The following is a 23,985-nucleotide window of genomic DNA, read 5'->3' as shown; positions in this document are numbered from 1 at the left end:
GGCACATCGACAAATTGAGCAGAGGGGTCCACGTATGAGCGGCGACATGACCTGAGACCATGGGGCCGTGGCAGGAACGCGCAGCAGCAAGCAGACAGTCCGGAACATGCTGCAGTCGCTGGCGGTGATCGGCATCGCGGCGGCTGTGATCTATGTGTTCATCCCGCACGACGAATCGGCCGACCCGGTCCAGACCGTCGACTACCAGGTCGAGCTCACCATCGCGCGGCGGCTCGCGCCGTACCCGGTGGCGGCCCCGGTCGGCCTGCCCGACCAGGACAAGTGGCGGGCGACCTCGAAGTGGTACGACGGCGCCAAGAGCAACGCCTGGCACCTGGGCTTCCTCGACCCCGGGAACCAGTACGTCGCGATCGAGCAGTCGACCGCGCCCTCGGACAAGTTCGTCGCCGAGGTCAGCAAGAGCGCGACGAAGACCGACAAGTCGCAGAAGATCGCGGGCGCGACCTGGACGTTCTGGGACGGCCCCAAGTACGACGCCCTCGTCCGCCAGGACCAGGGCTCCACGACGGTGGTCACGGGCACGGCTCCGTACGAGCAGCTGGTGGCGATGGCGGGGGCACTGGAGTCGAAGAAGACGCCGACGCCGACGCCGACGGGCTGAGACTTCCTGACGTGTGCCGCGTACGAGGCCTGTGCCGCGTACGACGAGGGCCGCCGCACCGGAAAGGTGCGGCGGCCCTCGTCGTACGCGCTGTGCGCTGCGCGCCGGCTCAGACGGTGGTGACAACGTCCTCGTAGGCCAGGCGCGGGCTGCGCGGACTGTGTCTTCCCGGGGGCACCCCCCGGACCCCCGGCCGGAGGGGGTTGTCGTCAGACGGTGGTGACAACGTCCTCGTAGGCCAGGCGCGGGCTGCGCGGGTACCAGGCGTTCTCGCCGGGCTTGCCGATGTTGACGACCATCAGCGGGGTGTGGTCGTCGTCCAGGAACTCCTTCTGCACACCGGCGAAGTCCAGGCCGGTCATCGGGCCGGCGGCCAGGCCGGCGGCGCGGACGCCGATGATGAAGTACGCGGCCTGCAGCGCGGAGTTGAGCAGCGCGGCGCCCTCGCGGACCGGGCGCTCCGAGAAGAAGGCGTCCTTGGCGGCCGGGAAGTGCGGGAAGAGGGCCGGGAGCTCCTCGTGGAACTCGTTGTCCGAGGAGAGGATCGCGACCAGCGGGGCGGCGGCGGTCTTCGGCTGGTTGCCCTCGGACATGTGCTTCACGAGGCGCTCGCGGGCCTCCGGGGAGCGGACCAGGGTGATGCGCAGCGGCGACTGGTTGAAGGCGGTCGGGCCGTACTTGACCAGGTCGTAGATCGCCTGGACCTGCTCGTCGGTCACCGGCTCGTCGGTGAACGTGTTGGCGGTGCGAGCCTCACGGAAGAGGAGGTCCTGGGCGGCGGGGTCAAGGGCGAGGGACATCTGGAAACACCTTCCGGGCTGCTGATCAAGCGATGTCCTCGACCGTACGGCAGGGTTTGGTTAACTTTCAACTAAACCTGGCTTTGCGTGATCAGGCTCACAGAGGGCTTTCTTCGGTCTGCGGACCGTGGCCGGGTGGTCGCGCAGTTCCCCGCGCCCCTGGCAGGGTGGATGCGGGCATATCCAGCCTGTCAGGGGGGTCCCCCCTGGCCCTTAAGGCCTTGGGGGAGTTTGAGGACGAGCGCCCTTAAGGCGCGAACGGGGTCCGGGGCGGAGCCCCGGGCGGCTCGGGTCAGCCCTCCTCGGCCGGCTCCGCCAGCGCCGCGTCGAGGCGGGCCCGGGCCCCCTCCAGCCACCGGCGGCACACCTTCGCCAGCTCCTCCCCCCGCTCCCAGAGCGCCAGCGACTCCTCCAGGGACGTACCCCCCGCTTCGAGCCGCCGCACCACGTCGATCAACTCGTCCCGCGCCTGCTCGTACCCCAGTGCCGCATCACCCGATGCCGCCTCGTCCGTCTTGGCCATGTGATCCACCCTAAGTCCGCGGTACGACAGTGACGTGCAGCTCGCCCTCGGCGACCCGGGCGCGCAGATCCTCCCCGGCCGCGACCTCGTCGGGGGAGCGCACCACCTCGCCCCCGGCCCGCTGGAGCACCGCGTACCCCCGCTCCAGGGTGGCCTTCGGCGACAGGGCCACCACCCGGGCGTGGGTGTGCGAGAGCTCGGAGTCAGCCCGGTCGAGGTGGTGGCCGAGCACCCGGCGCGAGCGGTGGAGCAGCGCGTCCACCTCGTCGGCCCGGTCGTCGACCATCCGGTGCGGCCGCTCCATCCAGGGCCGGCCGAGCACCCCGGCGAGCCCCCGCTCCTCCCGGTCGACGAGGCCGACGACATGGCGGCGGGCCCGGTCCCGCAGCATCCGGACCCGGTCGAGCTCCTCGCCGACGTCCGGCACGACCTTCTTCGCCGCGTCGGTCGGGGTGGACGCGCGCAGGTCCGCGACCAGGTCGAGCAGCGGCGCGTCCGGCTCGTGCCCGATCGCCGAGACCACCGGCGTACGGCACTGGCCGACCGCCCGCACCAGCTGCTCGTCCGAGAACGGAAGCAGGTCCTCCACGCTGCCGCCGCCCCGTGCCACGATGATCACGTCGACGTCCGGCAGCTCGTCGAGCTCCTTCACCGCCTGGACGACCTGCGACACCGCGTGCACCCCCTGCACCGCCACATTGCGCACCTCGAAGCGCACCGCGGGCCAGCGCCGCCGCGCGTTCTCCAGGACGTCCCGCTCGGCCGCCGAGGCCCGCCCCACCACGAGCCCGACGAGCTGCGGCAGGAACGGGAGTTGGCGCTTGCGGTCCAGGGCGAAGAGCCCCTCCGCGGCCAGCGTCCGCTTCAACTGCTCCAGCCTGGCGAGCAGTTCACCGATGCCGACGGGCTTTATCTCCACCGCCCGCAGCGAGAGCTGGCCGCGCGGCGCGTACCACTCGGGCTTCGCGTGCACGACGACGCGCGCGCCTTCCGAGACGACGTCGGCCACCGCGTCGAACACCTGGCGGTAGCAGGTGACGCCCACCGAGATGTCGTGCGAGGGGTCGCGCAGGGTCAGGAACACCACGCCCGCGCCGGGCCGCCGCGAGAGCTGGGTGATCTGCCCCTCCACCCAGACCGCGCCGAGCCGGTTGATCCACCCCCCGATGAGGCGTGACACCTCGCCGACGGGGAGCGGCGCGTCCGCACTCGTATTCAGAGCCATGTACGCAGGCTAGCCCGCCCCACTGACAGTCCCGCCCGGCGCCGGGGGCTCCGCGTCGGCGCCACCCCGGCGGCCCCACTGCAGGGCGAGCACCACCAGGCCCACCGCCAGCCAGCCGAGGCCCACCAGTTGGGCCGTGGCCGTCGCCTCCCAGATCACCGCGACGATGACGGCAGCGCCGAGCACCGGAATCACCACGTGGCTCAGCCAGTTGGGGGCGCCCTCCATGCGGCGTACCGCGTACCAGCCGACCACGGAGGCGTGCAGCAGGAAGAACGCGGTGAGTGCGCCCATGTCGACCACCGAGACGAGGTGGTCCATGCCGTCGTCGCGCCGGGCCGCCCACACCGCGGCCACCAGCGTGACCACCGCGGCGAGCAGCAGCGCCGCGCGCGGCACCCCCGAGTCGGTCCGCGACAGGAAGCGCGGCAGGCGCCGGTTGCGGGCCATCGCGAAGACCAGCCTGCCCGCCGCGGCCTGCCCGGCCAGCGCCGCGAAGGCCGCCCCGATCGCCTTGCTGACCGCGACCAGGGTGTGCAGCCAGCCCCCGACCGAGGCCTCGACGGTGTCGTAGAACGCCGAGCCCTGCTTGGCCGGGTCGGCCGCGAGCTGCGCCGACGACATCGGTTCGAGCAGCGCCGCCAGATATGACTGCACGACGAACAGGATCCCGGCCAGGACCAGGCAGAACAGCACCGCCCGCGCCACCTTCGCCGAGCCCCCCGTGACCTCCTCGGCGAACGTGGCGATCGCGTCGAAGCCCAGGTAGGACAGCACGGCCACGGACACCGCGCCGAGCACCGCCCCCAGCGAGAAGCCGGCATCCCCGCTGAGCGGCGAAAGCCAGCCCCGCTGCGCCCCGTCCCGTACGAGCACGACCGCCGCCGACACCACGAAGACGAGCAGCACCACGATCTCCATGGCGAGCACCGCGAAGCCGACCCGGGCCGCGGCCCGTACGCCCCACAGGTTCAGGAGGGTGGTGATCACCACCGCGATCGCCGTCCACACCCAGCGCGACACCGACGGGACCAGGGAGTTCATCGCGATGCCGGAGAAGAGGTAGGCGACCGCCGGGATGAGCAGGTAGTCGAGCATCGCCATCCACCCGGCGATGAACCCGGGCCCCTCGCCGAGCGCCTTGCGCGCGTACGCGAACACCGACCCGGCCAGCGGCACGACCCGCACCATCTGGGCATAGCTGAACGCGGTGAAGCCCATGGCGACCGTCGCCACCAGATAGACCAGCGCGACCGCGCCGTGCGACTTGGCGTCCAGGGTGCCGAAGATGCCGACCGGGGCCATGGGGGCGATGAAGAGCAGCCCGTAGACGACCAGGTCCCGGAACCCGAGACTCCGCCGCAGCTGCCCGGCCCCCTCGGCCACCTCGCCCGGATCGGTCCCTTCCGTCCGCCCGGGCTCCTGGGGCTCCCCGTGCTCCTCGCGTACGCCGCTCATGCAGCCAGTCTCACCGGCTCCGCGATCTTTGGCCCGCCGGGCACGCCGGTCGGTCTTTCCGTACCAGCCCCTACCATGGACGGCATGACTGCTACTGCTTCCCGCCGGGTCCTGCTCGCCGCTCCCCGCGGCTACTGCGCGGGCGTGGACCGTGCCGTGATCGCCGTGGAGAAGGCCCTGGAGCAGTACGGGGCGCCCATCTACGTCCGGCACGAGATCGTCCACAACAAGTACGTCGTACAGACCCTGGAGAAGAAGGGCGCGATCTTCGTCGAGCAGACGGCGGAGGTGCCCGAGGGCTCCATCGTCATGTTCTCGGCCCACGGCGTGGCTCCGACCGTCCACGCGGAGGCCGCCGAGCGCAAGCTGGCCACCATCGACGCGACGTGCCCGCTGGTCACCAAGGTCCACAAGGAGGCCGTGCGGTACGCCAAGGAGGACTACGACATCCTCCTGATCGGCCACGAGGGCCACGAGGAGGTCATCGGCACCTCGGGCGAGGCCCCGGACCACATCACGCTGGTCGACGGCCCGGACGACGTGGCGAACGTCGAGGTCCGCGACGAGTCGAAGGTCGTCTGGCTCTCCCAGACCACGCTCTCCGTCGACGAGACGATGGAGACGGTCGGCGCGCTCAAGAACAAGTTCCCCAACCTGCTCTCGCCGCCCAGCGACGACATCTGCTACGCCACGCAGAACCGCCAGGTCGCGGTGAAGAAGCTCGCCGAGGACGCCGAACTGGTCATCGTGGTCGGCTCCAAGAACTCCTCGAACTCGATCCGCATGGTCGAGGTCGCCCTGGACGCGGGAGCCCCCGCCGCCCACCTGGTGGACTTCGCGGACGAGATCGACGAGGCCTGGCTGGAGGGCGTCACCACGGTCGGCCTGACCTCCGGCGCCTCCGTCCCGGACGTCCTCGTCGACGGCGTACTGGAGTGGCTGGCCCAGCGCGGTTACGGCGACGTCGAGACGGTGAAGACGGCGGACGAGTCGATCACCTTCTCGCTGCCCAAGGAACTGCGCCGCGACCTGCGCGCCGAGGCGGCCGAGCTCTCGGGCGAATAACCCGCCCGGCCTCTCGGCGAGCAACCCCGTCCGGACACCCGGACGAGTCGCTCCGTCCAGCACGTCAGGCCGGGCGTCCGCCCGTACCGTGGATCTCATGAACGCCATGAGGAACGTGTTCGGAGTGGACGTCGGCGGATCCGGCATCAAAGGTGCCCCGGTCGACCTGGAGCGCGGCGACCTGGCGCAGGAACGTCACAAGGTACTGACCCCGCAGCCCGCCACCCCCGACGCGGTGGCGGGCTGCGTCGCGGAGGTCGTCAGCCATTTCGGCTGGTCGGGCCCGGTGGGCATCACGTTTCCCGGGGTGATCACCGCGAACACCGTCCGTACCGCGGCGAACGTCGCCAAGAAGTGGGTGGGCGTGGACGCCGCCCGGCTCCTCGGTGACCGCCTGGGCGGCCTGCCCGTCACCGTCGTGAACGACGCGGACGCGGCGGGCGTCGCCGAGATGCGCGTCGGCGCGGGCAGGGGCCGCAAGGGCACGGTGATCCTGCTGACCTTCGGTACGGGCATCGGCAGCGCGGTCTTCATCGACGGCCACCTCGTCCCCAACACCGAGCTCGGCCACCTGGAGCTGCACGGCCACGACGCCGAGAAGCACGCCTCCACCAAGGCCAAGGAGGACGAGGACCTGAGCTGGTCGCACTGGGCGCGCCGGGTCCAGAAGTACCTGGCCCACGTGGAGATGCTGTTCTCGCCCGAGCTGTTCGTCATCGGCGGCGGGGTGAGCCGCAAGGCCGACAAGTTCCTCCCGCTGATCGAGGGCATCGAGGCGGAGATCGTCCCGGCGCAGCTGCAGAACAACGCGGGGATCGTGGGGGCGGCGATGGTGGCGGCGGGGCGGTAGCCGCGGGGCGGGGGCGGGCCGGTTAGTGGCTCGCCCCCGCCCGGCTTCCCAGGGCTGCTGAGCGACGGGGTCAGAGCCTGCCCGCCGGCCCACCGGGCTTCCTCGAACCGCGCCTGCGGCGGCTCATCATCCGCACCTTCCGTACGGTGGCGATCACCGCGGCCACGAGCGTTCCGGCGTACAGCCAGCCGGCGTGCAGGGCGAGCGCGGTGACCACGGCCATGGCCTGCCCGCCGAAGCCGCCCACGCCGCCCGCGATCGGGACGATCCCCACGGCGAAGGCGATGGGCACGCAGATCGGGGCGGTCACCAGGTCGACGGGCCGTACCCAGAGCGCGGTGACCGCGCTGACCGGCAGGAACAGCACTCCGTACACCGTCGGTGAGTCGTCGAGGAGCAGCGAGTCCAGGGTGCCGAGCACGAACATCAGGGCCGCCGCGAAGAGCCCGCCGCCGAGCCCGGTGAGCCGGGGGGCGGGCAGTCTGCGCAGCGCGAGAGCGATGGGCGGGACCGGCCGGGTGCGGTCGGCCGTCCGGTGGACGGCGGCGTTCTCACCGTTCACCGCCGCTCCCGCGGGCACGCCGATGGGCGCCCGGGAGGATCCCGGCGCCGAGGTCTGTGCTCGCTGTCCGTGCTGCGGGGTGCGCGTCCTGTATTGCTCCACCGCACCAACGTAGGTCGCCACAGGGGAGTAACCACCCATTGGACACGCCCTTTGGGCGAGCTTGGGTGTGCGTTCGACGGTCCGGGGCCGTCACGGCCGGTATCGCGCGCCCGTAAACTGGTGGACGGTCCACTCTCAGGACCGTCCACCGCCCTCGTACCGGGAAGTCGCCACGTGTCGCTCACGATCGGAATCGTCGGTCTGCCGAATGTCGGCAAGTCGACCCTGTTCAACGCCCTGACCAAGAACGACGTACTGGCGGCCAACTACCCGTTCGCCACCATCGAGCCGAACGTCGGCGTCGTGGGCGTCCCCGACGCCCGCCTGGCGAAGCTGGCCGAGGTCTTCGGCTCCCAGCGCATCCTCCCCGCCACGGTCGACTTCGTGGACATCGCCGGCATCGTGCGCGGTGCGAGCGAGGGCGAGGGCCTGGGCAACAAGTTCCTCGCGAACATCCGCGAGTCGGACGCGATCTGCCAGGTCATCCGCGCCTTCAAGGACGAGAACGTCGTCCACGTCGACGGCAAGGTGTCCCCGAAGGACGACATCGAGACGATCAACACCGAGCTGATCCTCGCCGACCTCCAGTCCGTCGAGAAGGCGGTGCCGCGCCTGACCAAGGAGTCCCGCCTCCAGAAGGACAAGATCGCGGTCCTGGCGGCAGTGGAGAAGGCGCAGAAGATCCTGGAGGCCGGCGACACCCTGTTCTCGCACGGCATCACCAAGGGCACGGAGCAGGGCGACCTCCTGCACGAGCTGCACCTCCTCACCACCAAGCCCTTCCTCTACGTCTTCAACGTGGACGAGGACGAACTGGTCGACGAGGACTTCAAGAACGAGCAGCGCGCGCTGGTCGCCCCCGCGGAGGCGATCTTCCTCAACGCGAAGATCGAGTCCGAGCTGATCGAGCTGGACGACGACGAGGCCCTCGAACTCCTCCAGTCCATGGGCCAGGAAGAGCCCGGCCTCGCCACCCTGGGCCGAGTCGGCTTCGACACCCTCGGCCTCCAGACCTACCTGACAGCAGGCCCGAAGGAAACCCGAGCCTGGACCATCCCGAAGGGCGCCACGGCCCCCGAGGCAGCCGGCGTGATCCACACGGACTTCCAGAAGGGCTTCATCAAGGCGGAGGTCATCTCCTTCGACGACCTGATCGACGCGGGCTCGGTGGCGGAGGCACGGTCGCGGGGGAAGGCGCGGATGGAGGGCAAGGAGTACGTGATGCAGGACGGGGATGTTGTGGAGTTCCGGTTCAATGTGTAGCCGCTGACTTATCGCCGCGTCGCTGGTATGGCAAACGCGCAGGTCAGAAGGGGTCCGACTCTTCGGAGTCGGGCCCTTCGCTTTTTCCCGTGCTGGGATGGTGCTGGGATAACTGACCCCTCGTCACCTGTCGTCATCCCTGGTCATCTGTACCGTGCTGGGATTGTGCTGGGATGGGATGGCGACGCCCGTGCTGGATTTCGGACGCTGTGCTGTCCGATGCGAGGGGCTGGCGGGGGCGGATCCGTCCACACGCTCTCTTCACGGCTCTGGGCCTCCGTGCAGGGCCGGGCCGTGGCGCTTTTCCTACTCGTTTGACACACTCGGGGTATGGCCGAGACGACGTACAGCATCGGGGAAGGGCCGGCGACGCGGGTGAGCCTGTCGCTGCCGGAGGGGACCGCGGAGGCGATCCGGGCGCGGGTGGGTAAGCGGGAGTTCTCGGCGTTCATCGCTGAGGCGGTCGAGCGTGAGCTGCGTGGCCAGGTCCTTGACGAGTACTTGGCGGACTACGAGAGCCGCAAGGGGCCGGTCTCTGAGCAGGCCCGGCAGCGGGCGCGCCAGGTCTTCGACGAGGTGTTCGCCGAGGAGGCCGAGTGGCCCGCCGCAGGCTGAGTCACGAGGGGACGCTGATCCTCGACAGTGAGGGGCTCTCGAAGCTACTCGCCGACGACGAGCAGGTGGTGGCTCTGATTGCCGAGGCGCGCTCGCGCGGCATGGAGGTCGTGATCAGTGCGCTCACCATCATCGAGGCCGTCCACTCGCGTACGAACAAGTCCCGCCTGAACTGGGTGCTCTCCGGGCTGCGGGTCGTCCCGGTGGGCGATGAGGAGGCGAGAGCGGCCTCGAAGCTGCTGATGGATGCAGGTTTGCACGGGCACAAGTACGCGATCGATGCGGCGGTCGCTGAGGCCGCGCTGCGCCAGCACCGCCCCGTGGTCATGTTGACCTCCGATATCGACGACATGGTCAAGCTCTGCGGCGATCGGGTCCGGCTCGTGGCGGTCTGACTTCCCCTGTCCGCGGTGCGACAGGGCAGTGCTCGATAGGGTCAGGCGAATTTCACAGGTGAGGTGCTGATCGTCGCTTTACTGCCTTTCGACGGGCGGTCAGGGCGTGGCGGTGGATCTACAAGTATTCGGCGGATCCCCGGTTTCGGTAACCGGGGATCCGCCGCTATGTTGCGGCAGGGAGATCGGGGTCCTGCCGGGCGACAAGTCCGTGGGTCGCGGACCGAGTCAAGGGTCAGTAGGAGCGGGGTCCGTAGGGGCTCCAGTATCCGAGGAAGGGCTTGAGGTCGTCGCCGCTGGGCTTCGGCGGCGTGGGCAGCCTTGGCGTTGAGGCGGACTCGGTGAGGTGTTGGAGGTGCGCGTCCGCGAACGCGAGCCACGCCTCGATATCGGTCCTCTCCTGCCCCGGCGGCAGTTTTCACGGCGAGCCTGGTTGGTCGGACTGCTTCCTTGATACCGCCAGTCCTGCGTGATCTCCGGGAGCGGGCGCAGCGCTGCTTCGACCACGAGGGACTGCACGTCCAAGCGCTCCAGCTGCTTGAGCACGGCTCTTAGCCTTTGCCAAATTGCCTCGGTCATGGCCGTCGTGAACTCCGGTACGAGCGCGCGGTCCACGGTGAGGACGGCCTCGTAAGTGGCATCCGTCCAGTTGTCGTTGGGCATCGGATGGAAGTACCCACCGTCGCGGCGCAGGGTGAGTTTCGCCGAGCGGACAAGGTCCCGAGCGAACCCTTCGCCGTCGTCGTCGAGCAGATGGTGGGTCTGTCCGAGGACGAGATCGAGCTTGCTGGCGTCGTCGCCCCTGAGCGGCAATGGGATCGTCGGAGTGACGGCGCTCTCTGGGAATGGCGCATAGACGGGTCGCCCGGACATGAAGTCTCGGGGGCGTAGCGCCCAGCCATCCGCTGCCAGAAGCCGGTTGAGCTCATCGACGCGCCTGGCCGCCTCGTCGGCGTCGGGGCGTACCTCGGGATGTACCAGCCGTGAGAGGAATGCCAGCAGCACATCGTCCGGGCCATCGAGGAGCCCAAACCGCGGGTCCTCGAAAACCCAATCGTCCTCCCAGTCGTAGTTGTTGAACCGGTGCTGGATGATGTCGGTGCGGGCGGTCGGGTGGCGCGAGTCGGTTGATGGCAGGGCGTCCAGGTCGTACAGGCTGCCCAGGAAGGCGACTTCGTCCAGGCGTCCCCACCAGCCGCCCTCCGCAGCGCGTAGCAAGTCGAAGACATCGCGCCGTGTCACCGCTGTGATCCTTGCTGGGTTGTCCTGGCCGGAGTGCGTCATGACAACAGCATGGCGTTCCAGCGGTGCGCCTGCCGAGCCTTCGTGGCGGTCGCGGGGCCGTGCGAGCGAGCCCCGACGTCGGCGGGTGGCGACCGGACAGGAGCCGAAGGACTGCACCGCTCCTTCGATGAACTGCGCACCAGCTGGCGCCGCACCGCACCAGATGCGCGCGCTGTACGTGCTCATGTTCGTTGCGGTGCTTCCCGTGCCGGTTCTGCGCGACCGGATGGCCGTCCTCCGTCGTGACCTGCGCCGCAGGATTGAGAGCGGGTCATGGATGACCCGCAGGTGATCGCGCACACGCGCGACGCCCTCACACGTTCTTGATCTGTACGTGGTCGCCGCACAATTTCGACCAGTCGTCGCGGTCCGAGGTCAGTACCAGGACGGGCGCCGGAGAGCGGAGTGCCATCGCGGCGACGAGGGCGTCGATGGCGTACTTGTGGCCGTGCAGGCCACCGGCGTCGGCCAGCAACTGCACTGCGGTGAGGCTGTCCGCCTGGGTGACGTCCTGGGCCTGAAGACGGGAGAGAAGCCAGCGCAGCCGGGCGGTGTCCGTCTCCCCGTAGACGGCCTCCACCACCGTCAGGGCTGACACGAGGACGGGCACGCCTACGCGCCGTGCGGCCTCGATCCGGGTGACCATCTGGCGGTCGTTACGCAGCAGCAGCGACAGTGCCTGGGAGTCCAGAACCAGGGACCTGGCCGCGGGCTCCTTCATGCGGCGCTGTCGTTCGACGCGTACGGCGCCGGTGCGTCACCGAACAGTTCGTGCTGCGCGGCCTGGATCTCGGCTTCGCTCAGCGGTTCGTGCTCAGCTTCGTAGGCGGCCACGATCTCGGCGAGGCCGTCCATCGCGAGTTGATGCCGGACCGCCGCGGTCACGTACGCGGACACGCCGCGCTTGCCGGTGCGGGTCCGCAGGGCACCGAGGAGTTCCGAGGGCATCGAGACGGAGATGTTCTCCGTGCCGCCGGGGCGGGGTGACTTCATAGGGGCCAGTCTAGTACAGGAACTATTACATCGGGTGAGATGCTGCGCGGCCCGTATCCGGCGGCGTAGTCTCGGCGCCATTGGATCTTCTTGTACTTTGTCGCGGCTCCCGTGCTGGGATGGTGCTGGGATGTGCCTGCATAACCGCAGGTCAGAGTAGTTGTGGTGGAGTTCCGCTTCAACGTTTAGTCGCCGTTCCCGATCAAACAACAGGGTGAAGCCGCAGGTCAGGGCCGGTCGTGGTGTCCGCTGCGGCCCCCTTTGGGTCGTTCCGCGGAACGTTGTGCTGGGTTTCGCGGGATGATCTGACGTTGCGTCAGGCGAGTTCGCGCAGGTCGCGGCGTTGGTAGCAACGTTGCCTCAAGGTGTTCGGGATACGGACGCTGGATTTGTGCTGGATCCCGGTGATCTCCGTGGCTGGCTCCGCCCCGCGCCTGGGCTGCCGTCAGCTGCTCGGGACTGTGGCATTGCGCGGTGCGGTGAGGTCCTGGGGTGTGGGTGTTCTGGTAGCCGGGTGCGTGAGCACCGCTGCCGCTGTCATGCAGCAGGCCATGCGCCCGAGGTGAGCGCGGCAGCCTGCGGCCTGGGGAAATGGCCGGGCGACGAGGGCCCCGTGCGGCCAACGGTATCTTCGGACAGCTTTTCAAGGCCTGGCCCCGGGCCTGCATGCCACTCAACGGCACTACCCTCCGGCTCACCCTCCGTGTCACCACACCGTCCGCGGAGTGAGGCACCCCGACGTGTCCGGGCACATCCGTGACACCGCTGACTTCGCTGAAGGATCGGCTGCTCCCCTCCCACACATCAGTCGGCGTGGACGGAGCCCCAGTCGAAGTTCTGGCCGTAGGCGGTGCCTGAACCGCCGGTGTGGATCTGGCTGCGGGCGTAGTAGGTGGCCTTCACGTCGGCGTTGGAATTGACGTCGGCACGAGTCAGTCCGTCACCCCAGATGCTCCAGATCACCCAGGGGCTGGCGGTCAGGGCGTTGGTGCCGTTCGCGGTGATCGGGAGGTTGAAGGTCTCGGCGAGCATGCGTGGCTTGGCGTAGTCGGCCAGCCCTGTGTAGTAGAGGTTCGTGAGGCCGGAGTTGTGCGGGCTGTAGTCGTCGACAGCGACGATGTCCACGCGGTCGGCGCCTGGGTAGTAGTCCCACGGCACGTTGGTGCTCTGGGGATTCCACGCGTTGGGGCACCACACGAAGATCAGATTGTGGAGGCCCTTGGTCTTCACGAGGAAGTCGTACGTGATCCACCACAGCTTCTTGTAGCTGGCCGGGGCCTTGCCTCCCCACCAGAACCAGTCACCGTTCATCTCGTGGTACGGGCGCAGCAGGACGGGAACGTCGTACGCGGCGAAGTAGGACAGGTGGGCGGCGAGGACCTCGAGGTCGGCCAGCAGGGCCCGGTACTCGGGGGTGTCGGCTTCCCAGTCGACCACCTTGGTGAACCAGGTCTGGTCGGTGGTGAGGGTGGCCGGCGGGTAGTTCCACTCCGGGTTGCCCGGGCTCTTCCCCGCCACCTGGGTGAGCACCGTGCTGAAGTCCTTCACGGCCGACCCCGGGTAGGGCTGGTGGAAACTGAGGCCGACCATGCCTGCCGCGTCACCGCCGTTCGCCAGAGTCGAGACCCGCTGTCCGTCGGCGCTGACCATGGAGCCCTGGCAGTTGTAACTGCCGTCTGCCTCGCGCGGCAGCCCCTTCCACACACCGAAGGCCAGGTCCACGGCGTCCTCGACGTACTGCCATTGCTTCTGGCGCGAGGGCAGGTTCAGATGCTGGGTGTAGGAGCGGCCGCTGTAGGTTCCCCAGCCGGTGGTGCTGCCGTACCCCGGTCCCAGGTCGATCTCGACGAAACCCGGCAGCCGGTTCGTGATCGCCCGGACTTTGTCGTAGTAGTAACCGGCATACGTGACATCCCCGGTGTCGCCGTAGTGCGCGTTGTAGAGCTCGTTCTGGGCCTCGATGTGCTGCCCGATGATGGTCTTGGGCGAGGCCTGCGCTCGTGCCGCGTTCTCCAGGGCCACCAGGTGTGCGTAAACCGCCTGGGCGTTCTTCGAGGCCTGGACGTCCCGTGCGGTGAGCGTGGCGCTGATGTGAGGGGCCCGTTCGGCAGCGCCGGCGCTCCTCGCGCTGGGCAGCAGCGCTCCGGCAGCACCCGCGCTGGAAGCGGTAAGGAAGGTGCGGCGGCGCATCGTGGCTGATCCTCCTGCGATGTGACCGACGGTGTGGCGGTCACCGTTCGAGTACACCCGCCCCTGGGGGCCGAGCGTCAGGCACGGCATTCGGTTACTCGCCGGCGATGCGGTGGTCCCGGCGGCGACGTCTGATAGACGCGATGTACGTGGTCAGTGACACGGTGATGATCCCGATGCTGGCACCAAGGATCAGCTGGTCGATATCCTCAACTCGAGTCAGTGCGTAGGCAATACACGCGATCACCGCGCAGACTCCCAAGCCCTTGAGGGAGTTCATCGTTCTCCTTGGTTCATTTCCACGCGGACACGCGCGTCACATACGACTTGACGATGGATGACACCAGCCAATAGGTGCGCACCACGGTGTAGACCAGTTCCGGGATCAGCAGGGCCTCGACAAGCATTGCCTTCCAGCCGAGGTTACGGACCCGAAGTGCCGGATAGAGGATCCAGAAGCTGAAGAGCGCCCAGAAGATGGGCTGTTGGGAAAAGCCGTGCTTCGCGGCGAGCACCAACTGGGATGAGCCCCAGCCCAGGATGTAGGCGGCGCCCAATAGCCCGAGGATCATGGTGGTGATGGAGTGCCAGGTGAATTTCGTCCAGCCACGGGCGCGCAGGGTGTCCACGGTGCCCCGGCTCCACCGCTCACGCTGCTGGATCAGTTCGCGCAGCGTGGGCATGAGGTCGGTGTAGGCGATGCAGAGCTGGTTGGCGGTGACCTTCCAGCCGGACTCCTTGAGTGCGAGCGTCGTCTCGTAGTCCTCGACCAGGTTGCTGTGGTCTTCCCAGAAGACCTCGCCCCGCCAGTCGAGGAGGCTCTGCAGAGCCTCGGCCCGGTAGAAGGAACCGGCCCCTGACATGGTGTGGACGTCACGCCGGTAGCGGGCGTTGGCGGCCCGTCCGTATTCGATGATCTGCATGCCCAGGAGGTAGCGCTGCCAGGGGTTGCGCCAGAGGTCGGTACGGCCCAGACAGGCGGCGCTGACGCCGCCGAGCTGGGGATCCGACGCGATGACGTTGCAGGCCCGCTCTATGAACTTCGGGTGCAGCTCGGTGTCGGCGTCCATCACGAGGACGTGCCGCACCTTGTTGGTCAGCCGCCCCCCGACGGCATCCCTGAGCCAGCGCAGGCCGTAGTTCAGGGCACCGGCCTTCTTGTGCGGATTGTTCTCCAGGTTCAGCACCACCGTCGGCGGCGTGTTCACGTTGTCCGCGAACTCGCGCGCGAAGTCCTCGGTGCGGTCGGTCGAGTTGTTGACCACCACGACGATGAGGTCGGGGCGCCGGCTCTGCGCCGCCAGGGACCCCAACGATGTGAAGACGCCGACCTCTTCGTTCCGCGCGGGAACCAGGACGACTGTCTCGTAGACGGCGTCGCCGCCCACTTCCTGGGGGGAAATGCGGCCGCGACGATGCCGACTGCCGTGCCGACTGCGCGAGGCGCGCGGCGCTTTGGCACGCCCCCGGCGCGCAGCGGTGCCCGACAAGGACGTTCTCCCCCACTCAATTCAAACGCACAGGGTTTGCACGGTGTGCTGACCCTGTGAAGAACAACGAGAAGGTACCTCACCGGCATGATTCAGGCAGTGGCCACATAGGGGTGCATAGACGGAAGCTCTCTATGTTTCCGTCAGTAATGGAGGAGTAAAAGAGTTCAAATCGGACACATTCGCCACTGGATGCAGCCTCGGACTATGGCCAAGGTCACTCTGTCTGGTGCAACCGTCGGCGATGCACAGGTCGGGATCGCTCATGGTTACGATGGAAATGCGTGAAAAGTCGTACCGGTCATGTGAAGGATGTGGGCAAAGCGAGTGCAAAGCGCCGCTGGCCGCATCCCGCCAAGGAGCTTTCGTGAGTCGTCCCCGCCGCACCCCTCGCCGTCGCGGGTGGACCGCCCTCAAAATGCTTCTCCCCGTGATCGTGCTGGTCGGCGCGGGCGCCATCCTTTACCCGAAATGGCGTGGCTCCCAGGCCGAGACCGAAGGGCTTACGGTCCGCTACCGGACCGGCTCTCCTGCCGGGGCCACCGTGGCCAAGCCGTGGCTGGAAGTCATCAACAAGTCCAAGAAGACCGTGCCGCTGAGCGACGTGACCCTGCGCTACTACTTCACGGCGGACGAGGCAGCTGAATACGGCTCCAATTGCGTCCAGACGTCCCTGGGTTGTTCCAACATCACCCAGCGGATCAGTGCCGCGACGACGGCGACCACCACCACGAGCCACCATCTCCAGATCGGCTTCACCTCGGGAGCAGGCAGCCTGGCGCCCGGTGAAACCAGTCAGGGCATCGGACTCCAGCTCTACCGCCTCGACGGCAAGGCGCTGAACCAGGCGAACGACCGCTCGTTCAACGCCGAGGTCACCCACTACGCGGAGTCGAAACTGGTGACCGCGTACCTGCGGGGGGTGCTCACCTGGGGCGACGAGCCGAGCGGCGTCACCCCCGCACGCGAGTCGGACGCGCCGGCCCAGGCCGTTGCCCCACCGCCCGCGGGGGTCATGTTCGACAACTTCCACTACAGCGGCCCCGGCGACCCCGCGCTGTCCGCCAACGGCTGGCAGATCCGGGCCGGGGCGGGCGGCCCGGGAATCCACGACACCTGGTCGGCCGCGGGCATCAGCTTCCCGGCCCAGCCCACCGCCCAGGGCGGACAGGGGCTTCAGCTCCGCGTCACCACCGACGGAACCAAGCAGGGCACCCGCCAGGCGGAACTGCAGAGCAAGCCGAACTTCACCTCGGGGACCATCGCCGCACGCGTCTATCTGAGCGACAAACCGACGAGCGGCCGCAACGGCGACCACATCAACCAGTCCTTCTTCGCGATCTCCCCCGTGCACACCTCGCCGAAGTACAGCGAACTCGACTACGAGTACATGCCGAACGGCGGCTGGGGCGCGCCCGGCCCCCGGCTCGACACCACGAGCTGGCGCAATGGCGACGGCAGGCCGGAGAACCGGGTCACCCGCGACACCAAGCAGCGACTCGAGGGCTGGCACACCCTGATGATCACCGCGGCAAACGGGGTGGTCACCTATTCCATGGACGGGCGCGAGCTGTTCCGCAGCGACAGCAAGTACTTCCCGCGTGAGCGCATGGGCATCCACTTCAGCGCCTGGCTCGTCGACCTCCCTTTCAAGGGGCCGCGCACCTGGGACATGAAGGTCAACTGGCTTTACTACCAGGCCGACAAGGCCGCCTCGCTGCCGGAGGTCCAGAAGGCGGTGGACGGCTTCTACGCAGGCGGCACCCACTACGTGAACACCCTGACCAAGCCCTGACCTCCCGCCCCGTGAATTCCCCTGCTGTACCCCGGACGCCAGAGCGTGTGGGTCCAGAGTCGTCGGCTCTCTGGCCAGTACCCGCCGGTCTGTGCTCGTCCAGCTGAGAGGGATTCGTCAAAGGCGATGTCGATGCCTTCACCGCCCGGATGAAACCGCTCCAACCGCGGGCCATCGGCGATGTCGTGCTGTTGCGCCATGCGCCGAGGGTCCGGTTCCAGGGCTGGCTGAAGTCTCGTTGTTCTGCGTGCAGTTGGGGTTCGCTAGGTATGCTCGGTGCGCACACGGCCAAGCGGCGTACGGGTGGGGCGGGGGCTGAGAGTGGACGGCGCGGTGGAGCTGGCGGACATGGTCGCTCAGTTGCGGAGCGAGCTGAGCCGGGCCATGGCGGACGGGGACGGCGAAGGCATCCGCTTTCAGGCCGAGTCCCTCGAACTCGAACTCACCGTCGGGGTCGAGCGGAGCCGGGAGCCGGGGGCCAAGGTGCGGTTCTGGGTGTTCGACGTCCAGCATTCCGCGCGCTCCGCGAACACGGCCACCCAGCGGATCAAGCTCAGCCTCAAGCCGGTGCGCGCCGACGCGCCCGAGCGCCCCGCGCTGATCTCGGGCGCCGAGCTGTTCGATGAGAGCTGAGCCCTCGGCCGACGGGCCTGGGCTCGACCCGCACCGGATCGCCGAGATCATCGTCGAGACCGGCGGAGGCAGGCGACGCGGTTCCGGCTACCGGATATGCGCGGACGCCGTCCTCACCGCTGCTCATGTGGTCGTTGATGCGACCTGCGTAGTCGTACGGTTCGATGCCGACCGGGAGGGTGAATGGTCGGGCCCGGCCGCTGTGACCTGGGCGGATGTGGGCACCGACCTTGCCGTGCTGAGCGTCGTACCGCCGGAGCCGGTCCCCGTGGCCGTCGAGCCGGGCCGGTTCGGGCGCATCCCCGACGACCGGCACGGCGTGATCGACGTGCACGCCCTCGGGTTCCCGCTGTGGAAGCGCCGCAGCCGTTCCGACCGTACGTCCTTCCGCGAACTGCACCAGGCGGACGGGACCGTGGCCGCGCTCTCCAACCTCCGTACCGGCACGCTGGAGATGACCGTCGCGCCGGCCGGTGCCGATCCCGACCCGGGTACGTCGCCGTGGGCGGGCATGTCCGGGGCCGCGGTGTGGGCCGGCAGCCGCATCATCGGTGTGGTCGCCGAGCACCACCGTTCGGAGGGGCCGGGCCGGCTCACCGCCGTCCGCCTGGACCATGCGCTGGGCAGGCTCGGGCCGGCGGACCGTGCGGAGTTCGTGCGGCTGCTCGGGCTGACCGAGCCCCTGCCTCTCGCTCTGCCCGGGGAGTCACACGAGGGCGTGCGGGTGGTCGGCGTGCCCGTCGCGTACGGCATCGAGCTGTTCAAGAACCGCACCAGTGAACGCGACGCGATCGCCCGGCACTTGAGCGATCCCGCCGTCCGCATGGTGACCATCACAGGGCCGCGCGGCATCGGCAAGAGCGCGCTCGCCGCGAAGGTCATGGACCTGCTCGACCGTGGCGCCTGGCCGGGCGGCACCGTCCAAGGCCCGCTTCCTTCCGGCCTGGTCAACCTCTCCACCCGTACGTCCGGGATTTCGCTGGAGCGCTTCTACTTCGACTGTGCCCGGCTGCTCGGGCCCGAGCGCCTGGCCGAGCTGCGCGACGTCTGGAACACGGGCGGTACGACGCAGGAGCGGCTCGCCGAGCTGCTCGCGGCCATCGGCGACCGGCTGATCGTCATCCTCATGGACAACCTGGAGGACCTGCTCGACGACGACGGCAGCGTCGCCGACGAGGAACTCGCGGTCATCCTCGACTGGCTCTTCCGGGCCCGTTCCACGCCGCGCCTCCTGGTCACCAGCCAGGTGCCGGTGCGCCTCGCGCCCGAACTGCGGCGCTTCGCCGCCCATGTGGAACTCTCCGAAGGCCTCAGCCCCGCCGAGTCGGCGGTCCTGCTGCGCGAACTCGACCGGGACGGCTCGCTCGGCATCGCGGGCCTGTCCGACGACGAACTGCTGCACGCCGCCGTCCATGTGCACGGCGTACCCCGCGCGCTGGAACTGCTCATCGGCGCGCTCGCCGACGACACGGTGCTCCTGCCCAGCCTGCGGGACGTACTGAACGACTTCACCAGGCGCCACGACGTCGTCGCCGACCTCGCCCAGGACCGCTACAAACGGCTCGACGAGCGGGCGCACGCCGTCCTCGGTGTGCTCGCCGCGCTGCGTACGCCCGTGGCGCAGAGCGCGGTCGAGGAGATAGTGGCCGGCCTCGACCCGGAGCTGCCCACGGCCCGCGTTCTCGCCTCCCTCGTCCGCATGCACCTGGTCTCCGTGGACCGGGCACACCGCACCTTCGCCCTGCACCCGCTGGACGCGGAGATCGCCTACGGACGCATGCCCCAGGACGGACCCCACAGGAGACAGGCAGTGGAACGAGAGATCGCATCCTGGTACGGGCGCCGCGCCCAGTCGCGTGGGACCTGGCGGACGCTGGAGGACATCGAGCCACAGCGGCGCCGGTTCGGGCACCTCGTACGCTCCGAGGACTACGACGATGCCGCGCGGGTGCTGTGCGAGATCAGCGAGTGGCTGGTGTGGCACGGGTCGGTTCTTGCCGCCGTCTCGATGCATCTCGCCGTCGAGGGGCGCATCCGCGACGAGCGGGTACGTCTCGCGCATGCGGTCGCTTATGGGCACGCGCGGCTCATAGCCGGGCCGATGGAGCAGTCGGTCGCGTCATTCACCGAAGCGGCGGACCTCGCCGAACGCCTCGGTGATCGACGCGAGTTCCAGCACGCACTGTTCGGCCTCGGCGACGCCAACCGGCAACTGGGTCACCTGCATGCCAGTATCGAGCCACTGGCCCGCGCCGCCGAACTGGCGCGTGAACTCGGGGACGCCGAGCGTGAAGTGCACGCACTGCTCTCGCTCAGCCTTACTCACAGCTATCTCGGTGACGGCGAGAGTGCGCTGGCCGGCGCCGACCGGCTGGCCGCGCTGGGCGAGGCGAGCGGCGACCTGCTCACAACCGCACGCTCGGGCAACGCGCGCACCATCGCCCTGCTCGCGCTGGGCCGCTGGCGCGAAACCATCGCAGCAGGCACCGAGACCATCCGTGCCTACCGCGCCTCCGGCATCCAGGAGGCGATCTCCGGTGCAATGAACGCGCAAGGCCTCGCCCTCCTGGCTCTCGATGAAACGGCGCAGGCGATTTCAGTACTCCAAGAGGCCTGCCACGAAGCTTCCCTGACGGAGAGCCCTCGTACGGAAGGCGTCTGCCTGCTGAACCTGGCTTGGGCGTACTGGTGCGACGCCCGCTACGACCGGTCCGCCACCACGGCGGACCGTGCCTCGGCCGCCCTGGACATCGCGGGCGCCGCCCAGGCGGATGCGGCCAGGACCTTGGCGGAGGCAGCCCGGGCGCTGCCCGGTGGGCCGGGGGCGGCCGCCGAAGCGCTGGGCCGCGCGGCGGCCGCGCTGGACGGGAATGTGGAAGTCGTCTCGCCGGAGTGGGTCGCGGAGCGGGCCCGGGGGCTGATGGGCTGAGCCGGCTTTCAGAGGTTCCGGTGGGCCGAATCTCGTGCCCGGCCGCTAAGCCCGCTTCTTCTTGGGCCTGGTCTCAGCCGCTTCCTCCGCCGCCTCGGCCCCGCCCGCCGCCGCATCCTCCGCCACCGCCGCCAGGATCGTGTCCACGTTCACGTGGAGGTCGAACGGGGCCAGTTCGAAGTACTTCAGGGCCTTGCCGTCCTCGCTCAGTTCCAGGCTGCCGATCACCAGGCCGGCCTTTTCCAGGCGTTCCAGGTGCATGTAGAGGAGGGGGCGGGACATGCCCAGGCGGCGGGCCAGTTCGCTGACGTACATGCGGCCCTCGGAGAGTTCGGCCACCACCCTCAGCCGCTGGGCGTGGCCGACCGCGGCAAGTACCGCCAGAAGCTCCTCGCTGGTCATGGCCCACCTCTAGCAAAATCCCGGAAACCTGTAGGCCGAGACTTTCCCATGGCATGAACGGCTGTCAAACGTTCGTCCCGGCCGACAGCCGTCTACCGGGAGGCGGGTACTGACACTGCCGTCAGCAGGAGGGCGGTGGTCGCCAGCCAGTGGCCTTCCAGGCTCCTGGATTCCGGGTGGCCGGGCAGGACCTCTGCCCGGAATGTGCCGTCCGCCGGACGCAGGGTCACCCCGATGTCGTGCAGGCTCCTCGGGCGGACGCCGCCCGCTCGGGCGCCCGGGGACCACGCCTTGTACGCCGCCTCCTTCGCGCAGAAGAGCAGGCGGTCCCAGGAGACCGTGCCGTCCAGGTCCGCGAGGGCTGCCCGCTCCTCCGGGCGGGCCACCGCGCCCAGCACGCCCTCCCTCAGCGGGCGGTGCGGTTCCGCGTCTATGCCCAGGGCCTGTACGGAGGTGCGCCGGGCCACCACCGCTGCCCTGTAGCCGCGGCAATGGGTCATGCTGCCCACGATTCCCGTCGGCCAGCCCGGGGCGCCCCACTCGTCGGGCACGAGAGGGGCCGGGGGCACGCCCAGGTCCTTCAGGGCCAGGCGGGCACAGGCCCGTACCGTCGTGAACTCCCTGCGCCGGCCCGCCCCCACCCCCGCCACCAGCGCCCTCTCCTCCGGGAAGAGGCTCTTCTCACAGTCAGGAGTGTCTCCGAAGTGTTCCGCTGCGGCGGTCTCCCAGGGGACCAGCGCCTCGATCAAGAGGCCGCTCCACGCAGCGCCGCCACCACGTCCTCCGCCACCTCCGCCACGCTCGGCCTGTCGAGCAGTACCACCCTGTCGATCACCACCCCGCAGCGTTCCCCCAGCTCTCCCGTGAGCCAGGTGCTGGTCATCGAGTCGATTCCGTAGGCGCTGAGCGGTACGTCGTGGTCAATCAGGTCCGGCTCCAAGTCCAGCAGTTCTGACAGGAGTTGGGTCAGCTCGTCTGCCACCTGCTGCTTGGTCACGGACGTCACCGATGCGGCCCCTTGCTCGCTCATGCGGAGTGTCTCCCCTTCTCGTGGACGGGTGTGCTCGACCACTGGGCAAGCAGCGGCAGCCGGCCCGCCCGTACGTCCTTCGCGCAGTCCCTGCGGCGGGTCTTGCCGCTGGTCGTGCGGGGTACCTGGTTGCGGGCCACCGCGAAGACGCTCACGGGGGCGGGCAGCGCCCTGGCGACCGCGATGCCCGCGGCCCGTACCGCGCGGGCGAGCACCTCCGGGTCCCGCTCGGTCGTCTCGACCACCACCGCGACCCCTGGCGCCGACTCGTCCAGCGGCCACGCCGCGGCCCGCTGGTGCGCGAAGGCCTCGTGCGCGGCACCGGCCACCGCCTCGATGTCCTGCGGGAAGTAGTTCTCCCCGCCGACCGTCAGCACGTCCTTCAGGCGGCCGGTGATGAACAGTTCGTCGTCGCCGTCCAGGCAGCCCAGATCTCCGGTGCGTACGTACGTACCGTCTTCAAGGCGCGCCCCGAACACCTCTGCCGACTCCGCCTTCCGGCCCCAGTACCCCCGGCAGTTCCCAGGGCCTGAAACCCAGATCTCGCCCACCGCGCCGGCGGGCAGCACCCGGTGCGTCGCCGGGTCGACGATGCGGACGCGGACTCCGGGCAGCGGGGTGCCGCAGCCGGCCAGTTCGACCGCGCTGTCGGGCGATGCGGCCGGTACTGCCGTGCCGCGGGCCAGCGCGTCCCGGTCGTAGCGGCGGACGGGGGAGTCGTACAGCGGGCGGCCGATCGTCACGCTCAGGGTGCATTCCGCGAGGCCGTACCCCGGCGAGAACACCTCCGTACGGAAGAAGGAGGGGCGGAAGGCGTCCGCGAACCTGCGCAGGGTCTCCGCACGCACCGGCTCCGCCCCGTTCGCGGCCACCCGCCACGTGGACAGGTCGACCCGGCGCCGCTCCTCCGGCGGAATCCGCCGCACGCACAGGTCGTACGCGAAGTCCGGCGCTGCGGCGAACACATCCTCCTCGGCCTCGATCGCACGCAGCCACACCATCGGATCCCGTACGAACGTGGCGGGCTCCATCGTGACGGCCGCCGCCCCCGACACGAGCGGCAGGACCACGCCCGTGCACAGCCCCATGTCGTGGAAGAATGGCAGCCAACTCACCACCGTGGTACCGGAGTCGACCTCGCAGCGGTCGCGAAGGGCCACCTGGTTGGCCACCAGATTCCCGTGCCCGACGATCACTCCCAGGGGGTCGCTCGTCGAGCCGGAGGTGTACTGGAGGAGCGCGATCGCCTCCGGGTCGAGTGCGGAGGGAGCGGGCGGCACGTCGTCCGCCGTCGGTGACTGCGACACCGCGATCCTGGCCGGTCCGGGGCGGCCTTGGAGTGACTCCTCGGCCGTCGAGACCAGGACCGCCACCGGGTCGCAGTCCTTCCCGATCACCGCGAGGCGGTCCGCGCGGTCGGTCGTGCGGGTGCCTGCGCGCAACGGCGGTACCGGCACCGCGATCCGCCCGGCGTACAGGCAGGCGAGGAAGCCGACGGGGAAGTCGAGGCCGGGCAGTGCCGGGACGACTACCCGGTCGCCCGGGCCGCCTGCCTTCCGCAGCGCGGCGGCCGTGGCGCGGACCCGGCCCAGGAGCTCGGCCGCGGTCAGCTGCCCCAGCCGCTCGCCCCCGTCGCCGAGCGCGGTGAACACGGGCCGGGCCGCGTCCGGGCCCGAGGCGCGGAGCAGCAGGGCCTCCACGACGGTTGCCGGGTGGGGCAGTTGGGGCGACAGGGTGGGACGGGACGGACTGGTCATCA

At 69.3% G+C, this 23,985-nt stretch carries 24 protein-coding genes; 9 read left to right on the top strand and 15 right to left on the bottom strand.

Features of this window, described 5'->3' with window-relative positions; genetic code table 11:
* Window positions 1–67: 67 nt before the first annotated feature.
* Window positions 68–622: a DUF4245 domain-containing protein gene (locus tag ACSHXC_RS14310; protein ID WP_438291958.1), complete on the top strand. Its 555-nt coding sequence runs from the start codon at window positions 68–70 to the stop codon at window positions 620–622.
* Between the two features lie 209 nt (window positions 623–831).
* Here the strand turns inward: ACSHXC_RS14310 and ACSHXC_RS14305 are convergent, their stop codons facing one another.
* The 4 genes from ACSHXC_RS14305 to ACSHXC_RS14290 form a co-directional block, all read right to left on the bottom strand.
* On the bottom strand, window positions 832–1,422 hold the full coding sequence (locus ACSHXC_RS14305) for a malonic semialdehyde reductase (protein WP_438291957.1): 591 nt from the start codon (window positions 1,420–1,422) through the stop codon (window positions 832–834).
* A gap of 292 nt (window positions 1,423–1,714) precedes the next feature.
* The gene (locus ACSHXC_RS14300; RefSeq protein WP_386006012.1) at window positions 1,715–1,945 is read right to left on the bottom strand and encodes an exodeoxyribonuclease VII small subunit; all 231 of its coding nucleotides are present in this window, start codon (window positions 1,943–1,945) and stop codon (window positions 1,715–1,717) included.
* A 10-nt stretch (window positions 1,946–1,955) separates the two neighbouring features.
* Window positions 1,956–3,170 carry an exodeoxyribonuclease VII large subunit gene (gene xseA / locus ACSHXC_RS14295; RefSeq protein ID WP_438291956.1) on the bottom strand — a complete coding sequence of 405 codons (1,215 nt, stop codon included), beginning with the start codon at window positions 3,168–3,170 and terminating at the stop codon, window positions 1,956–1,958.
* Window positions 3,171–3,179: 9 nt separating this feature from the next.
* Complete coding sequence (locus ACSHXC_RS14290; protein WP_438291955.1) at window positions 3,180–4,628, bottom strand: APC family permease; 1,449 nt, start codon at window positions 4,626–4,628, stop codon at window positions 3,180–3,182.
* Window positions 4,629–4,703: 75 nt separating this feature from the next.
* Here ACSHXC_RS14290 and ACSHXC_RS14285 point away from each other — a divergent pair, with 75 nt between their 5' ends.
* Window positions 4,704–5,693: a 4-hydroxy-3-methylbut-2-enyl diphosphate reductase gene (locus ACSHXC_RS14285; RefSeq protein WP_344378043.1), complete on the top strand. Its 990-nt coding sequence runs from the start codon at window positions 4,704–4,706 to the stop codon at window positions 5,691–5,693.
* Between the two features lie 106 nt (window positions 5,694–5,799).
* Window positions 5,800–6,543 (top strand): polyphosphate--glucose phosphotransferase, encoded by a 744-nt coding sequence (gene ppgK, locus ACSHXC_RS14280; protein ID WP_438296574.1) that lies wholly within the window; start codon window positions 5,800–5,802, stop codon window positions 6,541–6,543.
* Between the two features lie 70 nt (window positions 6,544–6,613).
* Here ppgK and ACSHXC_RS14275 read toward each other — a convergent pair whose 3' ends face one another.
* Entirely contained in the window at window positions 6,614–7,207 is a 594-nt protein-coding gene (locus ACSHXC_RS14275; RefSeq protein WP_438291953.1) for a DUF6542 domain-containing protein, read from the bottom strand.
* Window positions 7,208–7,381: 174 nt separating this feature from the next.
* On the opposite strand from ACSHXC_RS14275, the gene ychF reads away from it, so the two are divergent.
* From ychF to ACSHXC_RS14260, 3 genes are all read left to right on the top strand, one after another.
* Window positions 7,382–8,470: a redox-regulated ATPase YchF gene (gene ychF, locus ACSHXC_RS14270; protein WP_438291952.1), complete on the top strand. Its 1,089-nt coding sequence runs from the start codon at window positions 7,382–7,384 to the stop codon at window positions 8,468–8,470.
* Between the two features lie 330 nt (window positions 8,471–8,800).
* Entirely contained in the window at window positions 8,801–9,085 is a 285-nt protein-coding gene (locus ACSHXC_RS14265) for a hypothetical protein (RefSeq protein WP_103541406.1), read from the top strand.
* Window positions 9,067–9,480, top strand: a complete 414-nt coding sequence (locus ACSHXC_RS14260) for a DNA-binding protein (protein ID WP_102926138.1) — start codon at window positions 9,067–9,069, stop codon at window positions 9,478–9,480. The genes ACSHXC_RS14265 and ACSHXC_RS14260 overlap by 19 nt, the downstream gene beginning before the upstream one ends.
* Window positions 9,481–9,708: 228 nt before the next feature.
* On the opposite strand, the gene ACSHXC_RS14255 is transcribed toward ACSHXC_RS14260, so the two are convergent.
* The 6 genes from ACSHXC_RS14255 to ACSHXC_RS14230 form a co-directional block, all read right to left on the bottom strand.
* Entirely contained in the window at window positions 9,709–10,950 is a 1,242-nt protein-coding gene (locus ACSHXC_RS14255; RefSeq protein WP_438291951.1) for a hypothetical protein, read from the bottom strand.
* A 127-nt stretch (window positions 10,951–11,077) separates the two neighbouring features.
* Window positions 11,078–11,485, bottom strand: coding sequence for a type II toxin-antitoxin system VapC family toxin (locus ACSHXC_RS14250; protein ID WP_438291950.1), 408 nt, complete (start codon window positions 11,483–11,485; stop codon window positions 11,078–11,080).
* Window positions 11,482–11,757: a hypothetical protein gene (locus ACSHXC_RS14245; protein WP_255980202.1), complete on the bottom strand. Its 276-nt coding sequence runs from the start codon at window positions 11,755–11,757 to the stop codon at window positions 11,482–11,484. The genes ACSHXC_RS14250 and ACSHXC_RS14245 overlap by 4 nt, the downstream gene beginning before the upstream one ends.
* Window positions 11,758–12,561: 804 nt before the next feature.
* Window positions 12,562–13,947 carry a glycoside hydrolase family 26 protein gene (locus ACSHXC_RS14240; RefSeq protein WP_438291949.1) on the bottom strand — a complete coding sequence of 462 codons (1,386 nt, stop codon included), beginning with the start codon at window positions 13,945–13,947 and terminating at the stop codon, window positions 12,562–12,564.
* 94 nt (window positions 13,948–14,041) lie between these two features.
* Window positions 14,042–14,227, bottom strand: a complete 186-nt coding sequence (locus ACSHXC_RS14235) for a hypothetical protein (protein ID WP_438291948.1) — start codon at window positions 14,225–14,227, stop codon at window positions 14,042–14,044.
* 13 nt (window positions 14,228–14,240) lie between these two features.
* Window positions 14,241–15,335 carry a glycosyltransferase family 2 protein gene (locus ACSHXC_RS14230; protein ID WP_438291947.1) on the bottom strand — a complete coding sequence of 365 codons (1,095 nt, stop codon included), beginning with the start codon at window positions 15,333–15,335 and terminating at the stop codon, window positions 14,241–14,243.
* Window positions 15,336–15,855: 520 nt separating this feature from the next.
* Here ACSHXC_RS14230 and ACSHXC_RS14225 point away from each other — a divergent pair.
* The 3 genes from ACSHXC_RS14225 (at window position 15,856) to ACSHXC_RS14215 (ending at window position 20,794) form a co-directional block, all read left to right on the top strand.
* Window positions 15,856–17,232 (top strand): cellulose binding domain-containing protein, encoded by a 1,377-nt coding sequence (locus ACSHXC_RS14225; RefSeq protein WP_438291946.1) that lies wholly within the window; start codon window positions 15,856–15,858, stop codon window positions 17,230–17,232.
* Between the two features lie 276 nt (window positions 17,233–17,508).
* On the top strand, window positions 17,509–17,865 hold the full coding sequence (locus ACSHXC_RS14220) for a trypco2 family protein (protein ID WP_438291945.1): 357 nt from the start codon (window positions 17,509–17,511) through the stop codon (window positions 17,863–17,865).
* Window positions 17,855–20,794 carry a trypsin-like peptidase domain-containing protein gene (locus ACSHXC_RS14215; RefSeq protein ID WP_438291944.1) on the top strand — a complete coding sequence of 980 codons (2,940 nt, stop codon included), beginning with the start codon at window positions 17,855–17,857 and terminating at the stop codon, window positions 20,792–20,794. The genes ACSHXC_RS14220 and ACSHXC_RS14215 overlap by 11 nt, the downstream gene beginning before the upstream one ends.
* Window positions 20,795–20,839: 45 nt before the next feature.
* Here ACSHXC_RS14215 and ACSHXC_RS14210 read toward each other — a convergent pair whose 3' ends face one another.
* The 4 genes from ACSHXC_RS14210 to ACSHXC_RS14195 all read right to left on the bottom strand — a co-directional run bounded on the left by ACSHXC_RS14210 (window position 20,840) and on the right by ACSHXC_RS14195 (window position 23,983).
* Entirely contained in the window at window positions 20,840–21,196 is a 357-nt protein-coding gene (locus ACSHXC_RS14210) for an ArsR/SmtB family transcription factor (protein WP_438291943.1), read from the bottom strand.
* Between the two features lie 92 nt (window positions 21,197–21,288).
* Window positions 21,289–21,945 (bottom strand): 4'-phosphopantetheinyl transferase family protein, encoded by a 657-nt coding sequence (locus ACSHXC_RS14205; protein WP_438291942.1) that lies wholly within the window; start codon window positions 21,943–21,945, stop codon window positions 21,289–21,291.
* Window positions 21,942–22,226 (bottom strand): acyl carrier protein, encoded by a 285-nt coding sequence (locus tag ACSHXC_RS14200; protein ID WP_438291941.1) that lies wholly within the window; start codon window positions 22,224–22,226, stop codon window positions 21,942–21,944. The genes ACSHXC_RS14205 and ACSHXC_RS14200 overlap by 4 nt, the downstream gene beginning before the upstream one ends.
* Window positions 22,223–23,983 (bottom strand): fatty acyl-AMP ligase, encoded by a 1,761-nt coding sequence (locus ACSHXC_RS14195; protein WP_438291940.1) that lies wholly within the window; start codon window positions 23,981–23,983, stop codon window positions 22,223–22,225. The genes ACSHXC_RS14200 and ACSHXC_RS14195 overlap by 4 nt, the downstream gene beginning before the upstream one ends.
* Window positions 23,984–23,985: the final 2 nt, after the last annotated feature.

Source organism: Streptomyces sp. HUAS TT7 (genome assembly GCF_051550175.1).
Lineage (GTDB): Bacteria > Actinomycetota > Actinomycetes > Streptomycetales > Streptomycetaceae > Streptomyces.
This window is presented reverse-complemented; position numbering and strand designations above follow the sequence as displayed.

Coding starts and splice junctions, on each gene's coding strand:
- ACSHXC_RS14200 (WP_438291941.1), bottom strand. CDS start 22,226: ATGAGCGAGCAAGGGGCCGCATCGGTGACGTCCGTGACCAAGCAGCAG.
- ACSHXC_RS14305 (WP_438291957.1), bottom strand. CDS start 1,422: ATGTCCCTCGCCCTTGACCCCGCCGCCCAGGACCTCCTCTTCCGTGAG.
- ACSHXC_RS14245 (WP_255980202.1), bottom strand. CDS start 11,757: ATGAAGTCACCCCGCCCCGGCGGCACGGAGAACATCTCCGTCTCGATG.
- ACSHXC_RS14240 (WP_438291949.1), bottom strand. CDS start 13,947: ATGCGCCGCCGCACCTTCCTTACCGCTTCCAGCGCGGGTGCTGCCGGA.
- xseA (WP_438291956.1), bottom strand. CDS start 3,170: ATGGCTCTGAATACGAGTGCGGACGCGCCGCTCCCCGTCGGCGAGGTG.
- ACSHXC_RS14195 (WP_438291940.1), bottom strand. CDS start 23,983: ATGACCAGTCCGTCCCGTCCCACCCTGTCGCCCCAACTGCCCCACCCG.
- ACSHXC_RS14285 (WP_344378043.1), top strand. CDS start 4,704: ATGGACGGCATGACTGCTACTGCTTCCCGCCGGGTCCTGCTCGCCGCT.
- ACSHXC_RS14300 (WP_386006012.1), bottom strand. CDS start 1,945: ATGGCCAAGACGGACGAGGCGGCATCGGGTGATGCGGCACTGGGGTAC.
- ppgK (WP_438296574.1), top strand. CDS start 5,800: ATGAGGAACGTGTTCGGAGTGGACGTCGGCGGATCCGGCATCAAAGGT.
- ACSHXC_RS14255 (WP_438291951.1), bottom strand. CDS start 10,950: ATGAGCACGTACAGCGCGCGCATCTGGTGCGGTGCGGCGCCAGCTGGT.
- ACSHXC_RS14250 (WP_438291950.1), bottom strand. CDS start 11,485: ATGAAGGAGCCCGCGGCCAGGTCCCTGGTTCTGGACTCCCAGGCACTG.
- ACSHXC_RS14225 (WP_438291946.1), top strand. CDS start 15,856: ATGCTTCTCCCCGTGATCGTGCTGGTCGGCGCGGGCGCCATCCTTTAC.
- ACSHXC_RS14235 (WP_438291948.1), bottom strand. CDS start 14,227: ATGAACTCCCTCAAGGGCTTGGGAGTCTGCGCGGTGATCGCGTGTATT.
- ACSHXC_RS14290 (WP_438291955.1), bottom strand. CDS start 4,628: ATGAGCGGCGTACGCGAGGAGCACGGGGAGCCCCAGGAGCCCGGGCGG.
- ACSHXC_RS14265 (WP_103541406.1), top strand. CDS start 8,801: ATGGCCGAGACGACGTACAGCATCGGGGAAGGGCCGGCGACGCGGGTG.
- ACSHXC_RS14215 (WP_438291944.1), top strand. CDS start 17,855: ATGAGAGCTGAGCCCTCGGCCGACGGGCCTGGGCTCGACCCGCACCGG.
- ACSHXC_RS14210 (WP_438291943.1), bottom strand. CDS start 21,196: ATGACCAGCGAGGAGCTTCTGGCGGTACTTGCCGCGGTCGGCCACGCC.